The sequence below is a fragment of the Flagellimonas sp. L-11 genome (genome assembly GCF_056857735.1).
The window spans coordinates 1-23099 of record NZ_JBSXNR010000037.1 but is presented as its reverse complement, the minus strand read 5'-3'; the positions used below and the strand labels follow the sequence as shown (position 1 = coordinate 23099).

Sequence of the window (23099 nt, the reverse complement as noted above, 5' to 3'; positions counted from 1 at the left end):
AACTTAACATAAATGTTAAAATTTAGATGCTAAAGCTAAAAGTTTGAGGTGTAGTTCTTTAACCTTTCTTTTGGTTTTGCCCAATTCAAGGTTTTCTATTGAAAAATCGGTTAAGTCGAGCTTTTGTTTATCTTTCAATTGGTTGTTTATCCGATCAACAACAGCTTGCTTTTCAACTTTATCCCTGTCCATTACTCTTTTAATCCGAGTTTCTACAGGTGCAGTTACTAAGATAGTACAATCATATTTGTCCTGGGCATTATTTTCAAAAATCAATGCGGTTTCCTGTATTACATAGTGCGATTTTTGACGGTTGGCCCACTCCAAAAAATGCTTTCGAACCGCCGGATGTACAATATTGTTGAGTTTTTGGAGCAACTCAGGGTCCTTAAACACTTTATCCGCTATGTGCGACCTGTTCAAACCATCTTTGCCATAAGCCTTTTTACCCAACAAATCCATAATGGCTGCTTTAACTTCTGTTGATGTCTCCATCAATTTTTTGGCCTCCATATCAGAATCATACACAGGAATACCAAGTTCCTTGAACATTTTGGCCACGGTACTTTTTCCACTTCCTATCCCTCCGGTGAGTCCAACTATCATCATCGCTGTTCCAAAACAAAATTTACGGTGTTTTCTTCAAGCCTTATATCGTATACTTTTTGTGGGCTTTGTGTAATTTCCAAGAACAAAGTACTGCTTTCGGCCCCATTTAATTGTCCATAATCTGCAACAATTTCAAAGTCGGAGGCCGAAATTTCCTTTAAACGCTCAATAGTGGCCTTGCACAACACGGTCACTGAATTGGGAAAGGTCCTTACTTGGTACCCTTCTGGAATATTCAGCACTTGCACAGGTACCTCAAAAATCTTTTCTGAAAACTTTGAGACCTTACCAAAAACCTTTGCCTTACCTACCGAAAAAATACTGTTATCCAATCCCTTAGGGAAAATCAAGGTAACTTCGTTGGAAAAATCGGCATTGACATTGGTTAGCTGTATGGATGATGTTTTTATTGATTTGATGGTATCAATTTCATTTTTTGGTCCTTTCACCTCAACTGAATCCGGCGAAACTTTAATTTTCCCATCCAGAATATAGTTTTGCTGAAGCTCCAGGTCCACCCTGGGCTGTATGGGTATCTTCTTTGAATCCACTTGGTAGAGATCCACTTCCAATTGGTTCCTGTCCAAATCCAAAAGTGATATGTTCTGTGATAATTGTTGGTCCATTTGTCTTTTCAACACCTCTTTGCTCAATACAAAATCACCATTTTGAAATTCTACCTCAGAAACATCAATATCAATACGACGCTTAAAAAAATTATAGTATAAAAATTGAAAGCCACTGGTTCGGAGTTTAGCCTCAATTTGGTCATTTGAATTCTTCCCCAACAACAAGGAATCCGGAAGATTGCGATAATTTAGCGTAAAGTAGGTACGAGACTCATACGTTTCGGACAGATTGCTGATAAACCACGCCAAAAAAGAGCAAAACAAAAAAAGCGAAAATACTTTCACTTTCTTCTTGTTGAGGCCATGCATTACTTTTTTGGACACTTTTTACTTTTTCTTGAAAAATAGTTTTGGGAACAACTCCTCCGCTTCCTTATTACTAAAGTTAAGCAACATTGTGGACTTGAAAAAACCAATTCCATATCCCATAAATTGGGTCAAAGCCGCATAAATGGCTAAAATGGCCACCTTTACATCTTTGTTCCGTATTAAAGCATCCAAAAACAAAATTGAAAAATAAAAAACATACAACAACAAAGGCAACCAAAGCTCTATTATAGCCAAGATTATGGCAACGAACAATCCCAACATAAACAAAGTTGGAAACCAATAAGTGGGCTTAGCCGTTCCGGGATGCCATTTGTTGAGTATGGGACGGACCATCCCAAATTTATTCACCTGAATATAGAATTTGTTCCAGTCTATACGTCTTTTATGGTATACAAAAGCTTTTGGAAACAATCTGGTTTCAAACCCGGCTTTCCATATCCGGAAGGTAAGGTCTGGGTCTTCCCCTGGATGTATTCTGCCAAAACCTCCCGTTTTTTCAAAAGCATCTTTGGAAATGCCCATGTTAAAACTACGAGGTTGAAACTTTCCCACGGCCTTTTCCCCTCCCCGTATACCTCCGGTAGTTAAAAAGGAAGTCATTACATGGTTTATGGCCTTTTGTACAGTGGTGAAGGAAGCATTGGCTGCATCTGGTCCACCATAGCAATGAACAAGTTTCTTTTCAAGTTCCTTGTCCACTTCGGTCAAATACTGTTTTGGGAGGATACAATCCGAATCTAAAATGATAAAATAATTCCCTTTGGCCTTTTGCATCCCAAAATTTCTGGAATCCCCAGGACCTGAGTTTTCTTTGAAATAGTAGGAAATGTTGAGCTTGTCCTGAAACTTTTCTACGACATCCTCCGAACGTTCCGTAGAGCCATCTTCCACAACAACCACTTCAAAAGCTTTTTGGAAATCTTGTTGATCAAGACTTTCCAACAGTTCCCGAACTTCTTCGGGTCTATTGAACACGGGAACTACTATGGAGAAAAACGTATTCATTTGAAACAGAAAAGCCATCCCAAAAAGGATGGCTTCCCATATATTTTTTAATGTTTATTCAGAAAATTCATCGATTACTTCTTGGCTCACTCCTGTATTGGAGAAGCCTCCATCATGGAACAAGTTCTGCATGGTCACCTTTCTCGTCAAATCGGAGAAAAGGGACACGGTATAGTTGGCGCAATCATCCGCTGTGGCATTGCCCAATGGCGACATTTTTTCCGCGTAATTGATAAAGCCATCAAATCCTTTAACACCCTGCCCTGCCGTGGTAGGGGTTGGCGATTGTGAAATGGTGTTCACTCTTACCTTATGTTCCTTCCCGAAGAAATAACCAAAACTCCTGGCAACAGATTCCAAATAGGCTTTGTTGTCCGCCATATCGTTATAGTCAGGGAATGTTCGTTGCGCCGCCATATAGGTCAGGGCAACAATACTTCCCCATTGGTTCATGGCTTCTGCCTTGTAAAGGGACTGCATCACCTTATGGAAAGATAGTGCGGACACATCCCAACCTTTCTCAGTAAAGCTGTAGTTCTCATCTGTGTAGTGCCTTCCTTTTCTAACGTTTACGGACATTCCTATGGAATGAAGTACAAAATCCAATTTTCCGCCCAAAATCTCCATGGACTTCTCCACCAAATTTTTAAGGTCATCTTCGTTAGTGGCATCTGCGGGAATAATTTTTGAATTGGTTTTTTCCGCAAGTTCATTTATTTGCCCCATTCGCATGGCGATGGGTGCGTTGGTAAGCACAAACTCACCCCCTTCTTCATGAACACGTTCCGCGGTTTTCCAAGCAATGGAGTTTGCATCCAGAGCACCAAAAATGATTCCTTTTTTACCTTTTAAAAGATTGTATGCCATAGTTTCTTGCAATTGTTGATTGTAGAGCAAAGATATTTAAACTATTTTGATTGTTAACATCCTTAAGAATATAGATTTCTATCATGCTGAACTTGATTCAGCATCTCATTCGATAACCCGGTGGGATGGGACCCTGAAATAAACCACTATGGATTTGAAATCCATAATTTTAAAGAAAAGAATGAAATTCTTTGTCATTTGGCATCAAGTCCTCCCTTAATCTCCCGAAACAGGTTCGGGACAGGCTCTCCAAGGGAGGGAAACTTCTCCCCTTGGGGAGACCGGAGAGGGGACTATGCATAAAATTTATAGAACCTAAAGTAACTGCAATAAAACCTGACTACCGTTGGACAATTTTGCAGGCCTACCTGCCGGCAAAGGCAGGGTTTTAACTTTTAACTAGAAAGTAAATTAAGGGTGACAAATTTTTCATCAAAATACTTTATTGCAGCAGCTCCTTGGCGTGGGCCAATGCGGATTCGGATAAGGACTTACCACCCAACATTTCGGCCAGTTCACGTACACGCTCATCCGTGCTTAATTGTTTGATGTGTGTGCTTGTTCCTTCCGCACCTTCTTCTTTATAGACCTTAAATTGGTAGTTTCCTTTTGATGCTACCTGCGGCAAGTGGGTAATGGAAAACACTTGCATGGTACTGCTCATTTGCTGCATAATCTCCCCCATTCGGTTGGATATTTCTCCCGAAACCCCTGTATCGATTTCATCGAACATCATGGTGGGGAGGTTTTCATACTCGGCCAAAATAGATTTTATAGTCAGCATAATACGGGAAAGTTCCCCGCCTGATGCTACTTTTTTCAGTTCGCCATAATTGGAACCCTTGTTCGCAGAAAACAAGAACACCAAATCATCTTTTCCATTGGTTTTGAACGATTTGGATGGATTTACCTTAATATTAAAAGTAGCTGAAGGCATACCCAAAGATGTCAAGTTTGCCTGAAGCCTTTCGTTCAATTTAGGGATGACAACCTTTCTGCCATCACTTATTTTTTGCGCCCAAGCATCCACTTTTTTGGTAATCGCAGAAACCTCTTCTTTTTTTGCTTTGATTTTGGACTCAATATTGGCCACGGCATTCACTTTTTGAGCTAATTCCTCACGAATTGCAATCAATTCGGATACTGAATCGGTATGGTGTTTTTTCTGCAGGTCGTACAATTGTTGTAATTGTCCATTAACCACCTCCAATCGTTCTGGATTGGCCTCTACCTTATCCTTTAATTGTTCCAGTTCAGAAGCGATATCGTCAGTTTCAATCAATACGGATTGAATTCTATGGCTCAACGATTTATAGTCAGCCCCAAAATCCGTTAAACCTTGAAATGCCCGTTTTAAATCGGTAAGCCTGCCTACAATGCCCAATTGTTCGTCATTCAATAATTGATGGCCTGCGGACAATTGCTCCATAATCTGCTCAACGTTGCTCAATTGCTCATATTCGGCCTCCAGCTCTTCCTGCATGCCTTCTTTGAGCTTTGCAGCCTCTAATTCTTCAAGCAAAAAACTGTTGTAGTCGTGTTCCTTATCTGCTTCAGTCTGAAAATCCTCCAATTTTTGGAGTTCTTTGGATGCAGTGCGCAATTGCTCAAGCTCTCTGGTATATGCAGAAAGATTTTCAGAGTTATCTGCCAAAGCATCCAACACCTTCATCTGGAAATCATTTTCGGTAAGGCGCATGGTTTGGTGTTGGGAGTGTACATCCACCAATTGGTCGCCCAATGTCCGCATAACATCCAAAGTAACCGGGGAATCGTTCACAAATGCCCTGGATTTTCCGCTGGGCAGTATTTCCCGACGAAGAATGGTCTTATCGTCATAATCCAAGTCATTATCCTCAAAAAAAGACTGGAGTTGATATTTGGACACATCGAACTCTGCCTCTATCACGCATTTTTGTGTTGTATTTTTCAGTGATGATAGGTCGGCCCGCTTACCCAATACCATGGAAAGACCTCCCAAGAGTATCGATTTTCCTGCCCCGGTTTCTCCAGTTATTGTGGTGAATCCGTTGGAAAAAGAAACACTTACATCATCAATGAGTGCATAATTTTGGATGGATAGATTTACTAGCAATATCGAAGATTTTACCCGTAAAGATAAACCTCTTTATAGAACTGCACTAGTAATTTATTTCATTCCACGTGCTGGAATAAAATGGAGCCACTTTGTTTAGGGTTTCCTTGAGTTTTACGATGTCCACTTTAGGGCCATCGGAAAAGATGTTCTGGATTTCCTCGGACTTGGCATCAAAAAAAGTCTGAATCAGAAAGGCATTGGGCCTTCGGCTTATAAGGGTTTCAAACAGGCGAAGACTTCCTGCAATGATTTGTTTGCCCGTACTATTGTTGTCAGCCAAGATATCGAGCCCTTTTCTGTGGTAGTTGTACATGGCGATGCGATACTCCCTAAAAGAGTTGCTCAATAGGTTGTCTACCAATTCAAAACGGCTGCGATTACCAGTATCCTGACTCCATCCGCTATAACTGGAACTTTGTGCCTGTGTTACAATATTTTGGGCCTGACGGTAGAAGTCGTTCCCGCCTTCCAAAGAAAAGGTATCGGCATCCAACCCTAAAATAATATAGACATAGTACGAAATAACACCTACTAGATTGGAATTAAAATTGTTTTGATTATACACCAAAGGTTGAAATTCCTGATACTGAAAATTAAAGGAATTGTCCTTGTAATTGAACACGGGGCTTTCGTATGTGGTATTGAATACGGGTCGTGTAGACTGAATTTGGATATTGGCCTCAAAACGGTCCGATTCGTATTGAGTTACCGTAATGAACATACGTGCATTTACCCGCTCATTTTCACGATAAGTCCTGTTCGTCCACTTGGTTTTGTTCACAAAATCGTTGAGGGAACGTTCCAAAGTCCTGAAAATCTGCTGGTTGGTCTGCCCCACTTGGTCAGAGTTCACGGTTACCTCACAATTCAGTTCTTGCGCCGGAAGAGCAAGGGTAACAAGCAATAGAAAAATGGAAAACAGTATGTTACGCATGGATTCTGGAGATGATTTCTTGCCAAATATCGGAAGCCACTTCGGGCTTCGTCTTCAAATCAAACGTTTTTATCTCCAAATTCTTATCTATAAAGGTGATTTTATTTGTGCTGCCTCCAAATCCCGCACCATTGTCTTTTAATGAATTAAGGACAATGCCGTCCAAATGCTTTCTTTTGAGCTTGCCTTTGGCATTTTCCAGTTCGTTCTGGGTCTCCAAGGCAAAACCTACCAAAAATTGATTCTTTTTGTTTTCGCCGAGCGACATGAGAATATCCGGAGTACGTTCCAACTCTATGAACATTTCACCTTCCTTTTTCTTTACTTTTTCCGCTGCGATGTATTTAGGCCGATAATCAGCCACTGCAGCAGCACAAATGACAACATCCATGTCTGCATAATAATTATGGCATGCTTCGTACATTTCCTGTGCAGAGGTTACCCGTATCAGTTGAATGGAATTGTGGTCGATGCTCAAGTGCGTAGGCCCTGAAACCAAAACAACCTTTGCTCCCAAATCGCCCGCTTTTTTGGCCAGCTCAAATCCCATGGTTCCGGTGGAGCGATTTCCCAAAAAACGAACGGGATCAATAGCTTCATGGGTGGGCCCTGCCGTAATCAGTACTTTTTTTCCTGATAGCGGGAGTCCTTTGGCCAAATCTTCCTGAATGAATGCTACAATGTTCTCAGGTTCTGCCATACGACCTTCTCCGTGCAAGCCGCTGGCCAAATCACCGGATTCTACCGGAATCATGGTGTTACCAAAAGATTCAAGTTTATCCAGAGAATTTTTGGTGGACGGGTGTTTGTACATATCCAAATCCATGGCCGGAGCAAAGTAAACCGGACATTTCGCAGATAGATAAGTGGCCAAAAGCAAATTGTCGCAAGTTCCGTTGGCCATTTTGGACAACGTGTTGGCCGTGGCAGGGGCAATCAGCATAATATCTGCCCAAAGACCGAGTTCCACGTGGTTGTTCCAGGAGAGGCTTCCATCTTCTTCGTTCACAAAATCCATCAAAACTGGGTTCTTGGAAAGTGTGGACAATGTAAGGGGCGAAACAAAAGAACTGGCACTCTGGGTCATTACAACTTTGACCCGGGCACCAGCTTTAATCAGTAAACGAACAAGAAATGTGGTCTTGTACGCGGCAATTCCCCCGGAAATTCCTAAAAGGATATTTTTACCGCTAAACATTTTTCTTAGGCGTCTTTCACTGTATTCCTGTAGTAAATTTTATCTTCCAACCACTCTTGCACTGCCAAAGCGTGTGGTTTTGGCAATTTTTCGTAAAACTTGGAAACTTCGATTTGTTCTTTGTTCTCGAATACTTCTTCCAAGCTGTCGCTGTATGTGGCGAATTCTTCAAGCTTTTCCAACAATTCCTTTTTTATTTCTGAATTGATTTGGATTGCTCTTTTGGCCGTGATGGAAATGGCTTCGTAAATGTTTTCGGTTTTTTCGTCAAACTCGTTTCTATTGAGTGTTACTGTGGAAACCGGGGCCTTGGTGTTTTTCAAATCTTGCATGTGCAGTGGTTTAAAAACTAATTTTTATTTGGATAAGGACGTTGAATATACGCTCAATTCCTGTTGAATCGTTTCAGCAAGTTGGTCTGCTTCTTTTTTGAATTTCGATTCCGGAAAATAGCGCATTAAATTGTTATATGAGTCAAGAGCATCTTCCAATCGCTCTTTCTTCTTGTCCATTGTACTGTTCAAAGCCAGCTCTGTAGCTGCTTCAATTCGGTAATAAAGGGCTTCTTCCCTATATACCGAACCTGGATTATCAGTTATAAAATTATCGAACGCAGTTATAGCTGAAATTAAAACAGGTAGGTTAAATTTTCCTAATTTGTTGAATTGTTTCGCTATTTCTATCTGTTTCTTCTCTTTCTTGGTGGTCAACTCCTTGGCCATGGCGTTGGCTTCCTCAAAATATTCCGATTCGGAATAATTGTTGATAAAGGTTTGGAGCTTCAACAAGGCTTTATCTGTTTCTGTCTGGTCCAAAGAATATCTTGGAGACAGCATGTAGTAACTTTTTGCTCCCAAAAAGCTCGCTTCTTGGATTTTATCGCTTCGCGGATACGATTTTATAAAGCGTTCGAACTGATAGCCCGACAAATAATAATCACCGTTTTTGAAATAACTGTCGGCAAAAAAGAACATTACCCGCTCTCCTTGGGGCTTACCAACGTATTTGGGTGCAATTTGCTCAAACAAACGAACTGCCCTTTTATAATCACCCTCGTTGTACAGCTTTTCGGCCATATCGTATTTGGCCTTCACATCGGTTTCCTTCAGTACCTTTTGGTACTCGCTACAGGATACAAGGAATGCCATTGCACAACAAAAAAGGAGTATTGACCTCATATTCAAAAACATTTTGCAAAATTAGTGATATTGAATGGATATAAAAAATGAATTTTCACCACTCAAATGTAAAGGGTACAATAGCCAATCTCCAATAATTTGGGCAACATTTAACGAATTTTAAACACGGGCCCTGTCCAGTGACTTTAGCGAAGCGCTTATTTTTTCTTTTAATGCAGGTGTCGCCTCAACCAATGGAAGCCTAACGGTTGCTCTTGAAATGCCTTTGTTCTCGAAGATACTTTTGATGCCTGCCGGATTACCTTCCTCAAAAATAAGGGACATTAAAGCCGATAGTTTGTGGTGGATTCCGTAAGCCTCTTTTGCATTGCCTTCCAAACCCAGTTTGATCATATCCGAAAAAAGCGTAGGCAATCCCTGGCCCAAAACCGAGATAACTCCGGCCCCTCCGGCCAAAACTGTTGGCAATGCTGTGGCATCGTCACCGGAAATTACCAAAAAACCTTCTGGTTTGTTTTTGATGATTTTATCTATCTGTACCGAATTTCCGCAAGCTTCTTTGATTCCTACGATATTGGAAAAATCATGGGCTAGCCTTAAGGTAGTTTCGGGCAGCATATTGCTTCCTGTCCTAGACGGCACATTGTATAGTACAATTGGTATGGGAGATGCTTCGGCAATCATTTTAAAATGTTGGTATATGCCTTCTTGCGTAGGTTTGTTGTAATATGGCGATACGGAGAGAATGGCATCAACCTCGGACAGATCCAATGTTTTTAATTCGCTGGCTACAGCCATTGTGTTGTTTCCTCCCACACCAAGCACCAGCGGAAGCCTGCCAGCATTGGTGCGCACTACAATATCGACCACCAATTGCTTTTCCGCTTGGGAAAGGGTTGCAGATTCGGCTGTTGTTCCCAATACCACCAAATAATCCACACCTCCTTGAATATTGTGTTCAACTATCCTTTCCAAGGCAGCTACATCTACCGATAAATCTTCTCTGAACGGGGTTACCAATGCTACTCCTATTCCGATTAACTGTTCCATTTGTTCAAATTTCGTTTAAGATCTTTAAATACTTTTTCAACTCACTCTTGAACAATTTAAAATTATTCAAGGGTATGTTTAAGATCAAATCGTTGAGCTTGGGGTCTTGGGCACCTAATCCAACCTTGAGCCGAGCGGGGGTTTTTACCGACAACAGCTTCATCATTAAATTGTCCTCTTCGTAATAATTGACCAACATATCGTATTCCCTGCCCAAAAACTCAAGAACGTAGCTGTTCTCTATTTCGCCTTTCCAACCCAAGTCCTTATCAGAGAACATTTGTATGGTGTAAGGTGAATTTTTGTCATACTCCCGCTTATAGCCAATAATTTTTATAGCGTTGGGCCTTAATCCGAACTCATCAATAAGCTCATAAAAGGTCTCCGCCTTCTGGAAATTATCAACATCCACTATGCAGCCAACGCTGGTTATTCCCTTCTCTCTGGTCACGGACTTCGAGGGCTTTTCCATTTCTTCCTGTAAATATTTAAGCCCGGATTTAACCTTAAATTTGTCTTGGAGTCCTTTCAAAAACATATTTTTGATGATTTTTACAAAGGTAAATAATCTACCAAGACGACTTAACAAAGATACGCACGTGAACAATCTAAAATTCAAACAATTTGTTACGTTTATAACTTTTTGTTTTTTGCTCTCCTGTAAAAATGATATGGGGAAACTTACGGAAATCAAAGGCAAGCAAATTCCCATCGACTCTACCATTGCCCAAAGCGATTCCATAGCCAGCTTTGTGGAACCCTACAAAAATAGGATAAACGAAGTACTGGATAGCACTTTGGCCTACGCTCCAAAACCGCTATTGTTGAACGATGGAGAACACACCTCATCCATGGGCAACTTAATGGCGGACATTGTTTTCGAACAGGCTTCCCCTATTTTCAATTCCAGAACAGGAAAAAAATTGGATTTTGTTGTGTTGAATGCCGGCGGGGTACGTTCTATAATTTCCGAAGGCAATGTAAGTGCCCGCAACGCTTATGAAGTAATGCCCTTTGAAAACTATATTGAAGTAGTTGAACTAAGCGGCTCTGCTACACGACAGTTGATCAATTTTGTGGCAAAATCTTCCCGCAGACACCCTATATCGGGTATTCAAATTATTACGGACAAGAACCGTTCCCTGCAAAACGTGAACATACAGGGACAGCCTTTTGACGAAAACCGAAATTACTACGTGGCCACATCCGATTATCTGGTAAATGGTGGCCCCAGTGTTGGTTTTTTTGATGAAATTATTTCAGCGACCGAAACTGATTATCTTTTACGAAATGCCATAATCGATTACTTTAAAAAAGTAGACACCTTAAAAGTTGTGACAGATAATCGTTTTATACAATTGGATTAAGCTAAACTGAGCAACAGAATTTAAAACTACTATCGATTGAAAATCCATAGGCTTTGAAAAACAATGAAACTGCAAACTGTTATTAAGTTACTTAGTTATTTGGATGATACGCTTTAATAACTCAATACCCTTTATGATATGTACATAACCCCAAAGCCTTGCACTAAAGTGCAATATAAACTAACGATTGACCAATGAAAAGAAGGGACTTTATTACCAACACCACTGCTGCCACCACTTTAATTGGTTTGGGAGGCCTTAGTTTAAGTTCGTGTTCCAATTTAGGGAAAAAGCACATCACAATTTTGCACACCAATGATGTGCACAGCCATATTGATACCTTCCCCGCTTCCCACTCCAAATTTCCGAACTTGGGAGGAATTGCGCGCAGGGCCACTTTGGTGGAACAGATCCGCAGCGAAAACCCCAATACGCTGCTTTTTGATGCCGGCGATATTTTCCAGGGCACCCCATACTTCAACTTTTATGGGGGCGAATTGGAATTTAAATTGATGAGCAAGCTCAAGTACGATGCATCCACAATTGGCAACCACGATTTTGACAATGGCATAGATGGATTGTTGGCCCAAATGCCCCATGCCGCTTTTGAAATGATTTCCGCTAACTACGACTTTTCCAATACCGTGATGGATGGTTATGTAAAACCTTATAAAATCTACATGGTTGATGGTGTAAAAATCGGAGTATACGGACTTGGTATTGAATTGGATGGATTGGTGACCCAAAAACTGTACAAAGAAACCCAATACCTGAACCCTTACGAAATTGCCCTTGATATGGAGAAGCAATTGAAAGAGGAAGAACAATGCGATTTGATAGTCTGTCTTTCGCACTTGGGCTACGATTACAAAAATTACGAAAGACCGTGCGATACCCGATTGGCACAACAAACCTACCATACTGATTTGATTATTGGCGGACACACACATACCTTTTTGGACAAACCCGATGTACGCACCAACCAAAACGGAAATTCCGTGTTAGTGAATCAAGTGGGGTGCTTCGGCATTAATCTGGGCCGAATCGATTTTTATTTCGATACGGACAAAAATGCTTCAGCTAATGGTGTAAGTATTGCGGTTTGATGTTTGTAAGAAACAAAAAGATCTTTTCGAGCGACCGCCTGCTGGCAAAGGCAGACAAGAAGTGATAGGTTAAAAAAACATTAGATAGGAAGTCCTCCCATAATCCCTCTTCTCCCCTTTGGGGAGACCAGAGAAGGGACGAGTGCAGCAAAGTAAATTCCTACCCACGGCAGACTCGAATTTCTCGCATGGCCACGAATTACTTTATGTCATTTTGAACCGACCAGCGGGAGCGTGAGAAATCTATTTTGTGGCGTGTTCCCAGCTTTCTTTAAAAAATGGACTCCTGCCTTCGCAGGAATGACAAACTCAAGCATCAAGTTTGGAGTTATGAAGTTATTGAATTATTGAGTTAGTGCCTACTGCAAACAGCCAATGCTTACTGCCACTGCAAACTGTAAATTGATCAGAGGTTGGCCTCGACCAAAACTTTTAACTCTTCCTCCAAACTAAACTGGGGAAACGGCTTGCCCGCTTGACGGTACCAATAGCCTGCATTCCACTTGTCGCCTTCCTTTCGGTGCAGGTAGGCGTGGATCCAACTACCCATGGACGAATGGATATCTTGGGCAATGTCATGGGAAGATTCCCAATCCCCTTTAGCATCAAACCAAAGGGATTTTAAGGATTCAGACCATTCCTTCGGAGGTGTATTTTCTTCTAATGTAGATTCAAATTCTTCGAACGTTTTGGGTTTCATGCTTCCAGTTTTTGCAAAAATTCCTGTTCTGATATGATGGGCACCCCCAGGCTTTCCGCTTTTGTTTTTTTACTTGGCCCCATTTTGTCCCCTGCCACCAAAAAACTTGTTTTTGAAGATATGGACGAAGACACCTTGCCCCCGTTGTCCTCGATTATCTTTTTTAAATCGTTTCTGCTGATAGATTCAAACACACCGGAAACCACAAAGGTCTGTCCCTTGAATTTATCCGTTTGGTTTTCCAATTGCTCCTCGGACAATGAGAATTGCAATCCGTAGGATTTTAACCGATCAATAATCTCCATATTGGCAGGCTCCGAAAAAAAGCTGACCACACTTTCCGCAATCCGTTCACCGATTTCATCCACTACAATCAATTGTTCTTGAGAGGCAATCATCAAAGCATCAATATTTTTGAAGGCTTTTGCCAGTTTTTTGGCAACCGTTTCACCTACATATCTAATACCCAAACCAAAAAGCACCCGCTCAAACGGAATTTCCTTGGATGCCTGTACGCCATTCACTAAGTTCTCGGCCGATTTTTCGGCCATACGTTCCAATGGCAAAATTTGTTCCTTGGTCAAGGTATAGAGGTCTGCATAATTGCTGATCAAACCCTCTTTAAAGAGCAATTCCACCGTTTCGCCGCCCAAACCTTCAATATCCATGGCCTTTCGGGAAATAAAGTGTTGGATGCGACCGGTTATCTGAGGGGGACAACCCATATCGTTTGGACAAAAGTGCTGGGCCTCGCCTTCCTTACGGATCAATTCGGTGCCACATTCGGGACAGTGGGTAATATACTCGGTAGGTTTGGAATCAGGATTCCGTTTGGTAAAATCGACCTTAATAATTTTAGGTATGATTTCACCTCCTTTTTCCACAAAAACAGTATCTCCTTCGCGGACATCAAGCTTTGCAATTTGATCGGCATTGTGCAAGGAAGCGCGTTTTACCGTGGTCCCTGCCAATAACACGGGTTCCAAGTTGGCAACAGGCGTAATGGCACCAGTACGCCCAACTTGATAGGTGATTTTGTTTAAAGTTGTAGTGACCTGTTCCGCCTTGAACTTGTAGGCCATGGCCCAACGTGGTGATTTGGCCGTATAGCCAAGCTCTTCTTGGTGCTGGATGCTGTTTATCTTTACCACTACCCCGTCTGTTTCGTAGGGCAGATTGTGACGATTCACTTCCCAATAATCGGCAAACTGCATCACTTCTGCTGTGGATTTGCAAAGTTTGGCCACCGTCGGTACTTTAAATCCCCAGGACCTTGCTTTTTCCAAGACTTCAAACTGAGAGGTTACCCCAAGATTTTCACCTGCAATGCTGTACAAAAGACATTCCAAAGGACGTTGGGCCACCAAGGAACTATCCTGAAGCTTCAAACTCCCGGATGCGGTATTTCTAGGGTTCATGTACGGGTCTTCACCGGCTTCAACTCGCGCTGCGTTCATTTTTGCGAAGCCTTCGAGGGTTAGGATGATTTCTCCTCGAATATCAAGTTTTGGCGGGTAGTCTCCTTTTAATTGCAAAGGAACCGATTTTATGGTTTTGATGTTGTTGGTCACATCATCACCTTGAAAACCATCGCCCCGAGTGACGGCTTTTACCAATTTTCCGTCCTCATAAGTTAGGCTGATGGAAGCTCCATCATATTTCAACTCGCAGGTAAATTCCACCTCTGCATCCCCAAGAATGCGCTGAACCCGTTTCTCCCAATCCTCCAGATCTTCCTTGGAATACGAATTGTCCAGGGAATACATGCGGTGTTCGTGCACCACGGTTTCAAAGTTTTTGGTGACCATTCCCCCTACTCGTATGGTAGGCGAAGTGGAATCATAAAATTCAGGGTGCTCCACTTCCAATTTTTGAAGCTCTTCGAGTTTCATATCAAATTCATAATCGGAAATGGAGGGCTCATCGAGCACGTAGTATTTATAATTGTGTTCCCTTAGCTCATTGCGTAGGGAGGTTATTTTATCTTGGATGTTCATTTCTTAATTGCTTTTAGCATTCTATCGTTGCCAAAGATGTCTTTTCGCAGTTCAATTTCCGAAAAATTATGGGCTTTGAAAAGTGCTTCGGTTTCCTTGCCCAAATATTGGTTGATTTCGAAGTACAATCTTCCATTTTCCTTTAGATGCCTTTTCGAAAAGTCCATAATGGCTTTGTAAAAAAGCAATGGATCTTCGTCGGATACGAAAAGGGCCGTGGATGGTTCAAAATCCTTTACATTTTTTTTGATTTCCTCCTTTTCCAACTCCCTGACATAAGGTGGGTTGGATACGATGATATCGAAATCAAGTCCAGGGTCAAGTTCAGGGTCAAGGATGTCATGCTTTAAAAGGGTAACATCAACTTTGTTGGATTCCGCATTTTTTTGTGCCACTTTCAGCGCTTTTTCAGAAACATCCAAGGCAAACACTTTGGCATTGGGAAGATGTTTTGCCAAGGCAATGGCTATGCAACCGCTACCTGTTCCGATGTCCAGAATTTGCAATGAACGGTCATTGAGCGGAGTCGAAATGACGCTTCGACTCCGCTCAGCGTCCAGTTTAAACTGTTTCTTTTCCTGACAGTCGGCCAAAATCCACTGCACAAGCTCTTCGGTCTCCGGACGCGGGATTAGCACATTTTCGTTCACAGATAGTTCCAAATCCATAAAATGGGCCGTTCCCAAAATATATTGAAGGGGTTTTTCCAACTTTAATTGCGAGAGCGCTTCAAAAAGGGGTTGTTCTTCTTCTTTGGTCAATGTTAGGCCAGGCTGAATCGCCAAAATAAAGCGTTCCAGTTTTAGGTAATGTTCAATGCAAGCATAAAAAAAAGAATTGACTTCTTCTTTGGGATAGATGTCACCCAGTTCCTTATAAAAAATATCTTTGATTTCTTTTAGGAGCATTACAACTTTTTAAGCATCCAAACCGGGCAGGAATAATGTCCTGTATTCCCCATGGGAGCATCGATGTACTCAAAACCGTTTTTTTTGTACAACTTTTGGGCGGCTTCCATGTAGGGCATGGTTTCCAGATAGCAGGCTTCGAAACCAAACTCCTTGGCTTTTTCCAAACAGGCTTCAATCATTTTGGCGCCAAGCCCTTTTCCCCTGGCTTCTTCCAAAAAGTACATTTTTTGAAGCTCACAGACATTCCCATCATAGTTGTCCAATTGCGCTACGCCGGCACAACCTATAATTCGTCCCTTGTGCTCTACCACAAAGTAAGCCGCCTTTGGCACATTGTAATTGGAATACATATCGTCCAAAGCTTTATCGGCATAAGCAGTCCCCACTTTGGGCACACCCATATCCTCGAAAACTTTTCGTATTACTTGGGCCACCTGTGCGTTATCTTCGGGGGTTATTTCACGAATCACCGTATCTCCCATATTCTGTTTTTATTGTTCTATTTTTGCGGGGTGAATATACATCAAAAATACATCCTTCGCTGTATAGAACTTGGCAAAAAAGGGCTGGGAACCACGGCTCCCAATCCAATGGTGGGCTGTGTGATCGTTCACAATAAAAAAGTTATCGGTGAAGGATTTACCGCCCCCTACGGAGGTCCCCATGCCGAAGTGAATGCCATCAACTCGGTCAAGGACAAGAGTTTGCTGAAGGAATCATTATTATATGTTACCTTGGAGCCTTGTTCCCATTATGGGAAAACACCTCCTTGTGCGGATTTGATAGCCAAGCACCAACTCAAAGAAGTACTTATCGGGTTACAGGATCCCCACGATAAAGTGGCGGGCAAAGGCATCAAAAAATTGGAAGATGCGGGATGCAAGGTCACGATAGGTGTTCTTGAGGATGAATGCAGACAACATCACAAACGGTTTTTGACCTTTCAAGAGAAAAGAAGACCTTACATTATCCTAAAATGGGCGGAATCCGATGATGGTTTTTTGGCGCCCGATGCATCTTTGCGAAGTGACAATCCCGAACCGTTTTGGATTACCAACCCATATTCGAAACAATTGGTGCATCAATGGCGCAGCCAAGAACAAGCCATTTTGGTCGGCACCCGAACCGTTTTGGAAGACAATCCTAAATTGACTACCCGCAACTGGGCCGGAAAAAACCCAATTCGTGTGGTTTTGGACAAGGATTTGAAGATTGATGCAAGCTATCACCTTTTGGACACATCCGTGCAGACCATTGTTTTGACAACAATTGAAGATGCATCAAAATATATTGAGGGTGTTGTGTATGTTGTGATTGATTTTTCAAAACCATTGGCCATGCAAATCTGTAATGTGCTCCACCAACACAACATTACCAGCGTGATTGTTGAGGGTGGAGCAAAAATGCTTCAAACCTTTATTGATGAAAACCTTTGGGACGAAGCTCGGGTTTTTAAAGGTTCCGTTTGTTTTGAAAATGGTTTGCCAGCTCCAAAATTGCAGGGAACTTTACATCATCAAGAAAAGATATTGACCGACACCTTATCCTTTTATACCAATGATTAAAAATATTATTCTCGATTTTGGCGATGTGCTCATCAACCTGGATAAACCTGCCACGGCAAAAGCTATGGTACAGCACGGCTTTACCGAGTTGACACCAAATTTGGAAACTTTGTTTCAAAATTATGAAAAAGGCCTTGTAGCTTCTTCGGATTTTTTAGGCGAGGTATCCGCACATTTCCCAAAGGCCAGCAGGGAATATTTAATACAAGCTTGGAACTCCATTCTTTTGGATTTTCCAGAGTACCGATTACAATTTATTGAACAGCTTGCTGCGGAAAATCAATATAAAATGATTTTGTTGAGCAACACCAACGACCTACATATTGAATGTGTAAAGGAGCAAATGGGTATGGAGCGTTTCAACCGATTCAAAAATGTATTCGACGTTTTCTATTTGAGTTATGAGATAGGTATGCGCAAACCAGACTCCGAGATTTTTGACTTTGTCTTGGAGGATAACCAGTTGATGGCCGAAGAAACTTTTTTTGTGGATGATGTTACCGAAAATACCGATGCCGCAGCGCAATCGGGTATTCATGTCTGGAACTTACAGGTCGGCAAAGAGGACATAACCCAATTAAAATCAAAATTGTAAATGATATATCTGATCTTGAGCGTTCTGAGCTCTACCTTGATTTTTGTGGTGTTTAAACTGTTCGATGTGTTTAAAATACAGACGCTTTACGCCATTATAACCAACTATGTGGTTGCCTGCGCAGTCGGGTTTTTATTGTACGATGGTCCCGTTGGTGTAAGCGACTTTACCGGCAAACCTTGGTTGATCGGCCCTATATTGTTGGGCGTGCTTTTTATTGTGATTTTTAATTTGATGGCCAAAACAGCACAGGTGTCCGGGGTTTCGGCAGCATCGGTAGCCACTAAAATGTCGTTGGCCATTCCTGTGATAGTGGGTGTTTTATTGTATGGAGAGCATTTAAGTATACTGCAAATTATTGGAATTATATTGGCATTAGTGGCTGTTTACTTGGCATCTATAAAAGAGGAAAGCATTAGCATAAACAAAAAGGCCCTGATACTTCCGCTGTTGGTGTTTTTGGGTTCTGGTATTATTGACACCAGTATCCAATATTTTGAAGAAATTCATTTGACCGATCAAGAAATCCCTGTTTTTTCTTCCATGATTTTTGGGTTTGCCGCTTTGACCGGATTCATTTTTGTTGGGATCAAAGCAGTCAAAACTCCATTAAAAGTCAACTTTAAAAATACATTGGGAGGCATTGCCCTTGGCGTACCGAACTATTTCTCCATCTATTTTTTGATTCGTGCCCTTCGTTCCGATATTTTAAGCAGTGCTGCTATTTTTACTTTGAACAATGTAGCCATTGTAATGTGCTCCACTCTCTTCGGTATTTTACTCTTTAAAGAAAAGTTGAGCCTTAAGAACTGGAGCGGGGTTGCCTTGGCCATTTTGAGCATAATATTGGTAGCTTTGTTCTGATGGAGAAAAAGGAAGATGTTTACAAGACCGTTAACAAACCATCGCCCGAGATTTTATACAAGGACCGAAAAAGCAAATTCTATGCTGAGGTCCATCCCATTGCTTCGGAAGATGATGTAAAACCGATTGTAGAGCAGCTTCGCAAAAAATACCATACGGCCAACCATGTTTGCTACGCATGGCAGCTCGGAACCGAAAAACCGTCCTATAGGGCCAATGATGATGGCGAACCCAACAATTCGGCGGGTATGCCCATTTACGGACAAATACAATCTTTTGGCGTGACCAATGTGCTGGTTACCGTTACCCGGATCTTTGGTGGCACCAAACTTGGTGTTGGTGGTTTGATCCAGGCATACAAAACTGCTGCACAGATGGCCTTGGAAAGTGCCAAGATTGTTAAGAAAACCATTAAGGCGGAATTTAGGTTACAATTTGGTTACCCGGAAATGGACAAGGTGATGCGAATTATCAAACAGAAAGATTTGGACATTGTTTCCCAAAAAATGGAGCTGGATTGTGAGCTTGATATTTCGGTTCGGTTAAGTGAATCAGAAGAAATATTTCAACTTTTCGACGAAATGCATGGTGTAGATGTGATCATGATGGATTGATTGGGTCAAGATCGCTTTGCTGTTGGACAAAAGAACGCTGCATTGTTAGACATAAGAACAAAGACTCCCGACACCTGACTTCTGACTTCTGACTTCTGACTTCTGAAAAAATTCAATCATCCAGTTTTTCCAAAATATAATCAGGACATTTTATGGGCCTACCCGTTTTTTTATCCATAAACGCCAAAACGGTATTTGCGGTGGCCAACAACTCGCCTGACTCGTTGATCAAGGTATAATCGAACTCAATTTTTACCATTGGTTTGGATTTGAGTTGCGTCTTTACAGTTAACAAATCATCGTACAGCGCAGACTTTTTGTAGTTGATGTGTAAGGAAATTACGGGTAGCATTATGCCATTATCCTCCATACTCTTGTAGGTAACCCCCATGGCTCTCAACCACTCTACCCGACCCAATTCAAAATACTGTGCATAGTTTCCGTGGTAAACAACCCCCATTTGGTCGGTTTCTGCATATCGAACCCGAAAAGAATATGAATTTAGACCCATTTTTAACTGAAAAATTATATATTTAAAGGCTTGCTTATTTTGAGAGTAACATGCGAAAAAAAAACAAAACTTTCAATGCTGATTTCATTTTTTTTTTAAAAGATTTGTTCACATATTTGTCGCATCCATTGAGCATCTTATAACCCTTTAGATGCTTGCTCTTAAATATTAAAGCTAACCATTAAACAAGGAAAAACTTCTATGAGTGTTACTGCTAATTCCGTATGGAACAACTGTTTGGTTTTTATCCAAGATAATATCCAACCGCAGGCATTCAAAACATGGTTTGAGCCCATCAAACCTATAAAGTTAGCCGATAAGGCGCTTAGCATTCAAGTACCCAGTAAGTTTTTCTACGAATGGCTCGAAGAACATTATGTAAAGCTTTTAAAAGTTGCCTTGACGCGTGAGTTGGGGAGCAACGCAAAGCTCATCTATGTTATAAAAATGGAGAACAAGTACGGCAACAAGGAACCTTTTACGGAACAAATACCAAGTTCCAACCGTACTGCTGTGGGACCACAGGAATTGGATGTGCCGATTACCTCTAAAAGTCCCGAATTAAAAAACCCGTTTGTGATACCTGGTATTCGAAACATTAAAATTGAATCCCAGTTAAATCCCAATTACAATTTTGACAATTTTCTGGAAGGAGACTCCAACCGTTTGGCAAGATCGGCCGGTATGGCCGTAGCCAACAAACCCGGGGGAACATCATTTAACCCATTATTGGTTTTTGGTGGGGTTGGTTTGGGGAAAACCCACTTGGCCCATGCCATTGGGGTGGAAATAAAAGATAAGTATCCTGAAAAGACCGTTCTCTATATTTCTGCTGAAAAATTCACGCAACAATATATTGAGTCGGTAAAAAAGAATACCCGAAACGATTTTATCCACTTTTACCAATTGATAGATGTTCTTATTATTGATGATGTACAATTCCTATCGGGTAAATCTGGAACACAAGATGTTTTCTTTCACATATTCAACCATTTGCACCAAAACGGCAAGCAGGTGATTTTGACATCGGACAAAGCACCTGTGGATATGCAAGACATTGAACAGCGTTTGTTGTCACGTTTTAAATGGGGACTATCGGCAGAATTGCAAAATCCCGATTACGAAACCCGAGTATCCATCTTAAAGAACAAGTTGTACCGAGACGGGGTCGAGATGCCTGAAGACATCATCGACCATGTGGCCAAGAACATCAAAACCAATATCCGAGAGCTGGAAGGTGCCATCATTTCATTGATTGCACAGTCTTCCTTCAACAAACGTGAGGTTACTCTGGAATTGGCGCAACAAGTAGTGGAAAAGTTCGTAAAAAATACCAAGCGCGAAGTATCCATCGACTATATCCAAAAAGTGGTCTCTGATTACTTCGAAATGGATGTTGCCACGCTTCAATCCAAAACAAGAAAGCGCCATATTGTTCAAGCCAGACAATTGGCCATGTTCTTTGCTAAAAAATTCACAAAAGCATCCTTGGCAAGTATTGGTTCACAAATTGGAAAGCGCGATCACGCGACCGTACTGCATGCGTGCAAAACAGTGGACAATCTTGCTGAAACGGATAAGCAATTCAGAAAGTACATAGAGGATTTGAGCAAGAAGTTCTCCTAAAACTCCACAACAACATTTATGAAAACCAAAGTTTTGATGGTCTGCTTGGGAAACATTTGCAGATCACCTTTGGCCGAAGGCATTCTACAATCCAAAATTGATTCGAATTCCGTTTTTGTCGACTCTGCAGGAACGGCGGGATACCATGTTGGCAACCCGCCGGATGAACGTTCCATAGCAGTCGCCCGTAAATATGGACTTAACATTGAGCATCAGAAGTGTAGAAAATTCTCAAAAGAGGATTTTTCGGAGTTTGATTATATATATGTTATGGATCGAAGCAATTTTTCCGATGTGGCCAGCCTTGCAAAAAATCAAGAAGATGCAAGCAAGGTTAAGTTATTGCTCAGCGAGATAGAATTGGGCATCCAAGAGGTGCCCGACCCTTATTATGGTGGCGATGATGGCTTTGAAAATGTATACCAAATGATCGATAGCGCTTGTGAGGTAATTGCGAAAAAACTAAATTAATCCCATGGAAGAGGAAAAACCTGGTTTAGTCGTAGGCAAAATCTATTTAATCCCCACAGCCCTTGGAGACAATGCACCTTTGGAAGTGTTGCCTATTTCGGTAAAGGGAACCATTGAACGAATTGACCACTACATTGTGGAAAATGAGAAAACAGCCAGGCGATTCATAAAACGGGTATGCCCCAACAAATCGCAACCCGATCTCCATTTACAATCATTGAACAAATACACCGATCCAGAAGAAATCCCTTCATTTTTGGATCCATGCATTCATGGTTTTGATATAGGTGTGTTATCCGAAGCTGGATGCCCAGGTATTGCTGATCCTGGAGCAGATGTGGTTCGTGTGGCGCACGAAAAAAGAATCCAAGTGGTTCCGTTAGTGGGCCCCTCCTCCATTTTAATGGCCATGATGAGCAGCGGGATGAACGGCCAGAACTTTGCTTTTAATGGTTATTTGCCCATTGACAATGCCGAACGCAAAAAAATGATGAAAGGCTTAGAGCGATTATCCCGAGACAAAGGGCAATCCCAAATTTTCATGGAAACGCCTTATCGGAACAACAAACTGGTAAAGGAACTTTTAAAAACGCTGCAAAAGCCGACCCGGTTGTGCATTGCCTGCGACATTACATTGCCAACGGAATTTATTTCAACGAAAAGCGTTCATGAATGGAGTGAAATTGAGTTGGATTTGGACAAGAGACCAACGATATATATTATTCAAGCATAAAAAAAGCCCCGGATTTTCGGGGCTTTTTTTAGTTATCAATCTGTCCCGTCCTGAAATAAGTTGACACAAAATCAACTTATTTATGAAGTATTCAGAAAACCCGAGGAATAAGCGCACCCAGCGTGATTACAATTTAGGCTTTAAATTAGCAGTAATATCTCAAGTAGAAAAAGGCGATAT

At 41.5% G+C, this 23099-nt stretch carries 25 protein-coding genes; 9 read left to right on the top strand and 16 right to left on the bottom strand.

Annotation, left to right across the window (positions count from 1 at the left end):
• Positions 1–15 precede the first annotated feature (15 nt).
• From coaE to AC13CC_RS05325, 11 genes are all read right to left on the bottom strand, one after another.
• Positions 16–609: a dephospho-CoA kinase gene (gene coaE, locus AC13CC_RS05375; protein WP_326280131.1), complete on the bottom strand. Its 594-nt coding sequence runs from the start codon at positions 607–609 to the stop codon at positions 16–18.
• Positions 606–1562: a CdaR family protein gene (locus AC13CC_RS05370; protein WP_326280133.1), complete on the bottom strand. Its 957-nt coding sequence runs from the start codon at positions 1560–1562 to the stop codon at positions 606–608. Before AC13CC_RS05370 ends, coaE begins: the two co-directional genes overlap by 4 nt.
• A gap of 3 nt (positions 1563–1565) precedes the next feature.
• Positions 1566–2573: a glycosyltransferase family 2 protein gene (locus tag AC13CC_RS05365; RefSeq protein ID WP_326280177.1), complete on the bottom strand. Its 1008-nt coding sequence runs from the start codon at positions 2571–2573 to the stop codon at positions 1566–1568.
• Positions 2574–2627: 54 nt separating this feature from the next.
• A complete protein-coding gene (locus tag AC13CC_RS05360) occupies positions 2628–3440 on the bottom strand; it encodes an enoyl-ACP reductase FabI (RefSeq protein WP_326280135.1) in 813 nt (270 codons plus the stop codon).
• A 442-nt stretch (positions 3441–3882) separates the two neighbouring features.
• Positions 3883–5535, bottom strand: coding sequence for a DNA repair protein RecN (gene recN / locus AC13CC_RS05355; protein ID WP_326280137.1), 1653 nt, complete (start codon positions 5533–5535; stop codon positions 3883–3885).
• A 46-nt stretch (positions 5536–5581) separates the two neighbouring features.
• Positions 5582–6472: a type IX secretion system protein PorD gene (porD, locus tag AC13CC_RS05350; protein WP_326280139.1), complete on the bottom strand. Its 891-nt coding sequence runs from the start codon at positions 6470–6472 to the stop codon at positions 5582–5584.
• On the bottom strand, positions 6465–7670 hold the full coding sequence (coaBC, locus tag AC13CC_RS05345; RefSeq protein ID WP_326280141.1) for a bifunctional phosphopantothenoylcysteine decarboxylase/phosphopantothenate--cysteine ligase CoaBC: 1206 nt from the start codon (positions 7668–7670) through the stop codon (positions 6465–6467). Before coaBC ends, porD begins: the two co-directional genes overlap by 8 nt.
• A gap of 5 nt (positions 7671–7675) precedes the next feature.
• The gene (locus AC13CC_RS05340) at positions 7676–8002 is read right to left on the bottom strand and encodes a DNA-directed RNA polymerase subunit omega (RefSeq protein WP_326280143.1); all 327 of its coding nucleotides are present in this window, start codon (positions 8000–8002) and stop codon (positions 7676–7678) included.
• Positions 8003–8026: 24 nt separating this feature from the next.
• Positions 8027–8860, bottom strand: a complete 834-nt coding sequence (locus tag AC13CC_RS05335) for an outer membrane protein assembly factor BamD (RefSeq protein ID WP_428979756.1) — start codon at positions 8858–8860, stop codon at positions 8027–8029.
• A gap of 108 nt (positions 8861–8968) precedes the next feature.
• Positions 8969–9859 (bottom strand): 4-hydroxy-tetrahydrodipicolinate synthase, encoded by an 891-nt coding sequence (gene dapA / locus AC13CC_RS05330; protein WP_326280147.1) that lies wholly within the window; start codon positions 9857–9859, stop codon positions 8969–8971.
• A 4-nt stretch (positions 9860–9863) separates the two neighbouring features.
• Positions 9864–10397 (bottom strand): DUF6913 domain-containing protein, encoded by a 534-nt coding sequence (locus AC13CC_RS05325; RefSeq protein ID WP_326280149.1) that lies wholly within the window; start codon positions 10395–10397, stop codon positions 9864–9866.
• A 133-nt stretch (positions 10398–10530) separates the two neighbouring features.
• Here AC13CC_RS05325 and AC13CC_RS05320 point away from each other — a divergent pair, with 133 nt between their 5' ends.
• Positions 10531–11226, top strand: a complete 696-nt coding sequence (locus AC13CC_RS05320) for a 5'-nucleotidase C-terminal domain-containing protein (protein ID WP_482878243.1) — start codon at positions 10531–10533, stop codon at positions 11224–11226.
• A gap of 194 nt (positions 11227–11420) precedes the next feature.
• Complete coding sequence (locus tag AC13CC_RS05315; protein WP_326280153.1) at positions 11421–12332, top strand: metallophosphatase; 912 nt, start codon at positions 11421–11423, stop codon at positions 12330–12332.
• Positions 12333–12738: 406 nt separating this feature from the next.
• Here the strand turns inward: AC13CC_RS05315 and AC13CC_RS05310 are convergent, their stop codons facing one another.
• Genes AC13CC_RS05310 through AC13CC_RS05295 form a run of 4 tightly spaced genes read right to left on the bottom strand, consistent with a single transcriptional unit; the run spans position 12739 to position 16422 of the window.
• Positions 12739–13032 carry a hypothetical protein gene (locus tag AC13CC_RS05310; protein ID WP_326280154.1) on the bottom strand — a complete coding sequence of 98 codons (294 nt, stop codon included), beginning with the start codon at positions 13030–13032 and terminating at the stop codon, positions 12739–12741.
• Positions 13029–15029 (bottom strand): NAD-dependent DNA ligase LigA, encoded by a 2001-nt coding sequence (gene ligA / locus AC13CC_RS05305; RefSeq protein WP_482876440.1) that lies wholly within the window; start codon positions 15027–15029, stop codon positions 13029–13031. The genes AC13CC_RS05310 and ligA overlap by 4 nt, the downstream gene beginning before the upstream one ends.
• Entirely contained in the window at positions 15026–15937 is a 912-nt protein-coding gene (prmC, locus tag AC13CC_RS05300; RefSeq protein ID WP_326280158.1) for a peptide chain release factor N(5)-glutamine methyltransferase, read from the bottom strand. Before prmC ends, ligA begins: the two co-directional genes overlap by 4 nt.
• Positions 15937–16422, bottom strand: coding sequence for a GNAT family N-acetyltransferase (locus AC13CC_RS05295; RefSeq protein ID WP_326280160.1), 486 nt, complete (start codon positions 16420–16422; stop codon positions 15937–15939). Before AC13CC_RS05295 ends, prmC begins: the two co-directional genes overlap by 1 nt.
• 30 nt (positions 16423–16452) lie before the next feature.
• Between AC13CC_RS05295 and ribD the strand changes: the two genes are divergently transcribed.
• The 4 genes from ribD to AC13CC_RS05275 are packed head-to-tail and all read left to right on the top strand — an operon-like array spanning position 16453 to position 19578.
• Entirely contained in the window at positions 16453–17505 is a 1053-nt protein-coding gene (gene ribD / locus AC13CC_RS05290) for a bifunctional diaminohydroxyphosphoribosylaminopyrimidine deaminase/5-amino-6-(5-phosphoribosylamino)uracil reductase RibD (RefSeq protein WP_326280162.1), read from the top strand.
• Positions 17498–18100: an HAD family hydrolase gene (locus tag AC13CC_RS05285; protein ID WP_326280164.1), complete on the top strand. Its 603-nt coding sequence runs from the start codon at positions 17498–17500 to the stop codon at positions 18098–18100. The genes ribD and AC13CC_RS05285 overlap by 8 nt, the downstream gene beginning before the upstream one ends.
• Positions 18101–18964, top strand: coding sequence for a DMT family transporter (locus AC13CC_RS05280; RefSeq protein WP_326280166.1), 864 nt, complete (start codon positions 18101–18103; stop codon positions 18962–18964). It begins immediately after the preceding gene.
• Positions 18964–19578 carry an IMPACT family protein gene (locus AC13CC_RS05275; RefSeq protein WP_326280168.1) on the top strand — a complete coding sequence of 205 codons (615 nt, stop codon included), beginning with the start codon at positions 18964–18966 and terminating at the stop codon, positions 19576–19578. The genes AC13CC_RS05280 and AC13CC_RS05275 overlap by 1 nt, the downstream gene beginning before the upstream one ends.
• Before the next feature lie 112 nt (positions 19579–19690).
• Here AC13CC_RS05275 and AC13CC_RS05270 read toward each other — a convergent pair whose 3' ends face one another.
• Positions 19691–20089 carry an acyl-CoA thioesterase gene (locus AC13CC_RS05270; RefSeq protein WP_326280170.1) on the bottom strand — a complete coding sequence of 133 codons (399 nt, stop codon included), beginning with the start codon at positions 20087–20089 and terminating at the stop codon, positions 19691–19693.
• 201 nt (positions 20090–20290) lie between these two features.
• Here AC13CC_RS05270 and dnaA point away from each other — a divergent pair, with 201 nt between their 5' ends.
• The 3 genes from dnaA to AC13CC_RS05255 are packed head-to-tail and all read left to right on the top strand — an operon-like array spanning position 20291 to position 22919.
• Entirely contained in the window at positions 20291–21715 is a 1425-nt protein-coding gene (dnaA, locus tag AC13CC_RS05265; RefSeq protein WP_014031343.1) for a chromosomal replication initiator protein DnaA, read from the top strand.
• Positions 21716–21733: 18 nt separating this feature from the next.
• Entirely contained in the window at positions 21734–22186 is a 453-nt protein-coding gene (locus AC13CC_RS05260) for a low molecular weight protein-tyrosine-phosphatase (RefSeq protein ID WP_326280172.1), read from the top strand.
• 4 nt (positions 22187–22190) lie between these two features.
• Positions 22191–22919, top strand: a complete 729-nt coding sequence (locus tag AC13CC_RS05255) for an SAM-dependent methyltransferase (protein WP_326280174.1) — start codon at positions 22191–22193, stop codon at positions 22917–22919.
• Positions 22920–23099: the final 180 nt, after the last annotated feature.

What these genes read in the sequence shown, in the direction of transcription:
- coaE (WP_326280131.1), bottom strand. Translation starts at nt 609, where the DNA reads ATGATGATAGTTGGACTCACCGGAGGGATAGGAAGTGGAAAAAGTACC.
- AC13CC_RS05365 (WP_326280177.1), bottom strand. Translation starts at nt 2,573, where the DNA reads ATGAATACGTTTTTCTCCATAGTAGTTCCCGTGTTCAATAGACCCGAA.
- AC13CC_RS05360 (WP_326280135.1), bottom strand. Translation starts at nt 3,440, where the DNA reads ATGGCATACAATCTTTTAAAAGGTAAAAAAGGAATCATTTTTGGTGCT.
- porD (WP_326280139.1), bottom strand. Translation starts at nt 6,472, where the DNA reads ATGCGTAACATACTGTTTTCCATTTTTCTATTGCTTGTTACCCTTGCT.
- coaBC (WP_326280141.1), bottom strand. Translation starts at nt 7,670, where the DNA reads ATGTTTAGCGGTAAAAATATCCTTTTAGGAATTTCCGGGGGAATTGCC.
- AC13CC_RS05340 (WP_326280143.1), bottom strand. Translation starts at nt 8,002, where the DNA reads ATGCAAGATTTGAAAAACACCAAGGCCCCGGTTTCCACAGTAACACTC.
- AC13CC_RS05335 (WP_428979756.1), bottom strand. Translation starts at nt 8,860, where the DNA reads ATGTTTTTGAATATGAGGTCAATACTCCTTTTTTGTTGTGCAATGGCA.
- dapA (WP_326280147.1), bottom strand. Translation starts at nt 9,859, where the DNA reads ATGGAACAGTTAATCGGAATAGGAGTAGCATTGGTAACCCCGTTCAGA.
- AC13CC_RS05325 (WP_326280149.1), bottom strand. Translation starts at nt 10,397, where the DNA reads ATGTTTTTGAAAGGACTCCAAGACAAATTTAAGGTTAAATCCGGGCTT.
- AC13CC_RS05320 (WP_482878243.1), top strand. Translation starts at nt 10,531, where the DNA reads ATGGGGAAACTTACGGAAATCAAAGGCAAGCAAATTCCCATCGACTCT.
- AC13CC_RS05315 (WP_326280153.1), top strand. Translation starts at nt 11,421, where the DNA reads ATGAAAAGAAGGGACTTTATTACCAACACCACTGCTGCCACCACTTTA.
- AC13CC_RS05310 (WP_326280154.1), bottom strand. Translation starts at nt 13,032, where the DNA reads ATGAAACCCAAAACGTTCGAAGAATTTGAATCTACATTAGAAGAAAAT.
- ligA (WP_482876440.1), bottom strand. Translation starts at nt 15,029, where the DNA reads ATGAACATCCAAGATAAAATAACCTCCCTACGCAATGAGCTAAGGGAA.
- prmC (WP_326280158.1), bottom strand. Translation starts at nt 15,937, where the DNA reads ATGCTCCTAAAAGAAATCAAAGATATTTTTTATAAGGAACTGGGTGAC.
- AC13CC_RS05295 (WP_326280160.1), bottom strand. Translation starts at nt 16,422, where the DNA reads ATGGGAGATACGGTGATTCGTGAAATAACCCCCGAAGATAACGCACAG.
- AC13CC_RS05285 (WP_326280164.1), top strand. Translation starts at nt 17,498, where the DNA reads ATGATTAAAAATATTATTCTCGATTTTGGCGATGTGCTCATCAACCTG.
- AC13CC_RS05280 (WP_326280166.1), top strand. Translation starts at nt 18,101, where the DNA reads ATGATATATCTGATCTTGAGCGTTCTGAGCTCTACCTTGATTTTTGTG.
- AC13CC_RS05275 (WP_326280168.1), top strand. Translation starts at nt 18,964, where the DNA reads ATGGAGAAAAAGGAAGATGTTTACAAGACCGTTAACAAACCATCGCCC.
- AC13CC_RS05270 (WP_326280170.1), bottom strand. Translation starts at nt 20,089, where the DNA reads ATGGGTCTAAATTCATATTCTTTTCGGGTTCGATATGCAGAAACCGAC.
- dnaA (WP_014031343.1), top strand. Translation starts at nt 20,291, where the DNA reads ATGAGTGTTACTGCTAATTCCGTATGGAACAACTGTTTGGTTTTTATC.
- AC13CC_RS05260 (WP_326280172.1), top strand. Translation starts at nt 21,734, where the DNA reads ATGAAAACCAAAGTTTTGATGGTCTGCTTGGGAAACATTTGCAGATCA.
- AC13CC_RS05255 (WP_326280174.1), top strand. Translation starts at nt 22,191, where the DNA reads ATGGAAGAGGAAAAACCTGGTTTAGTCGTAGGCAAAATCTATTTAATC.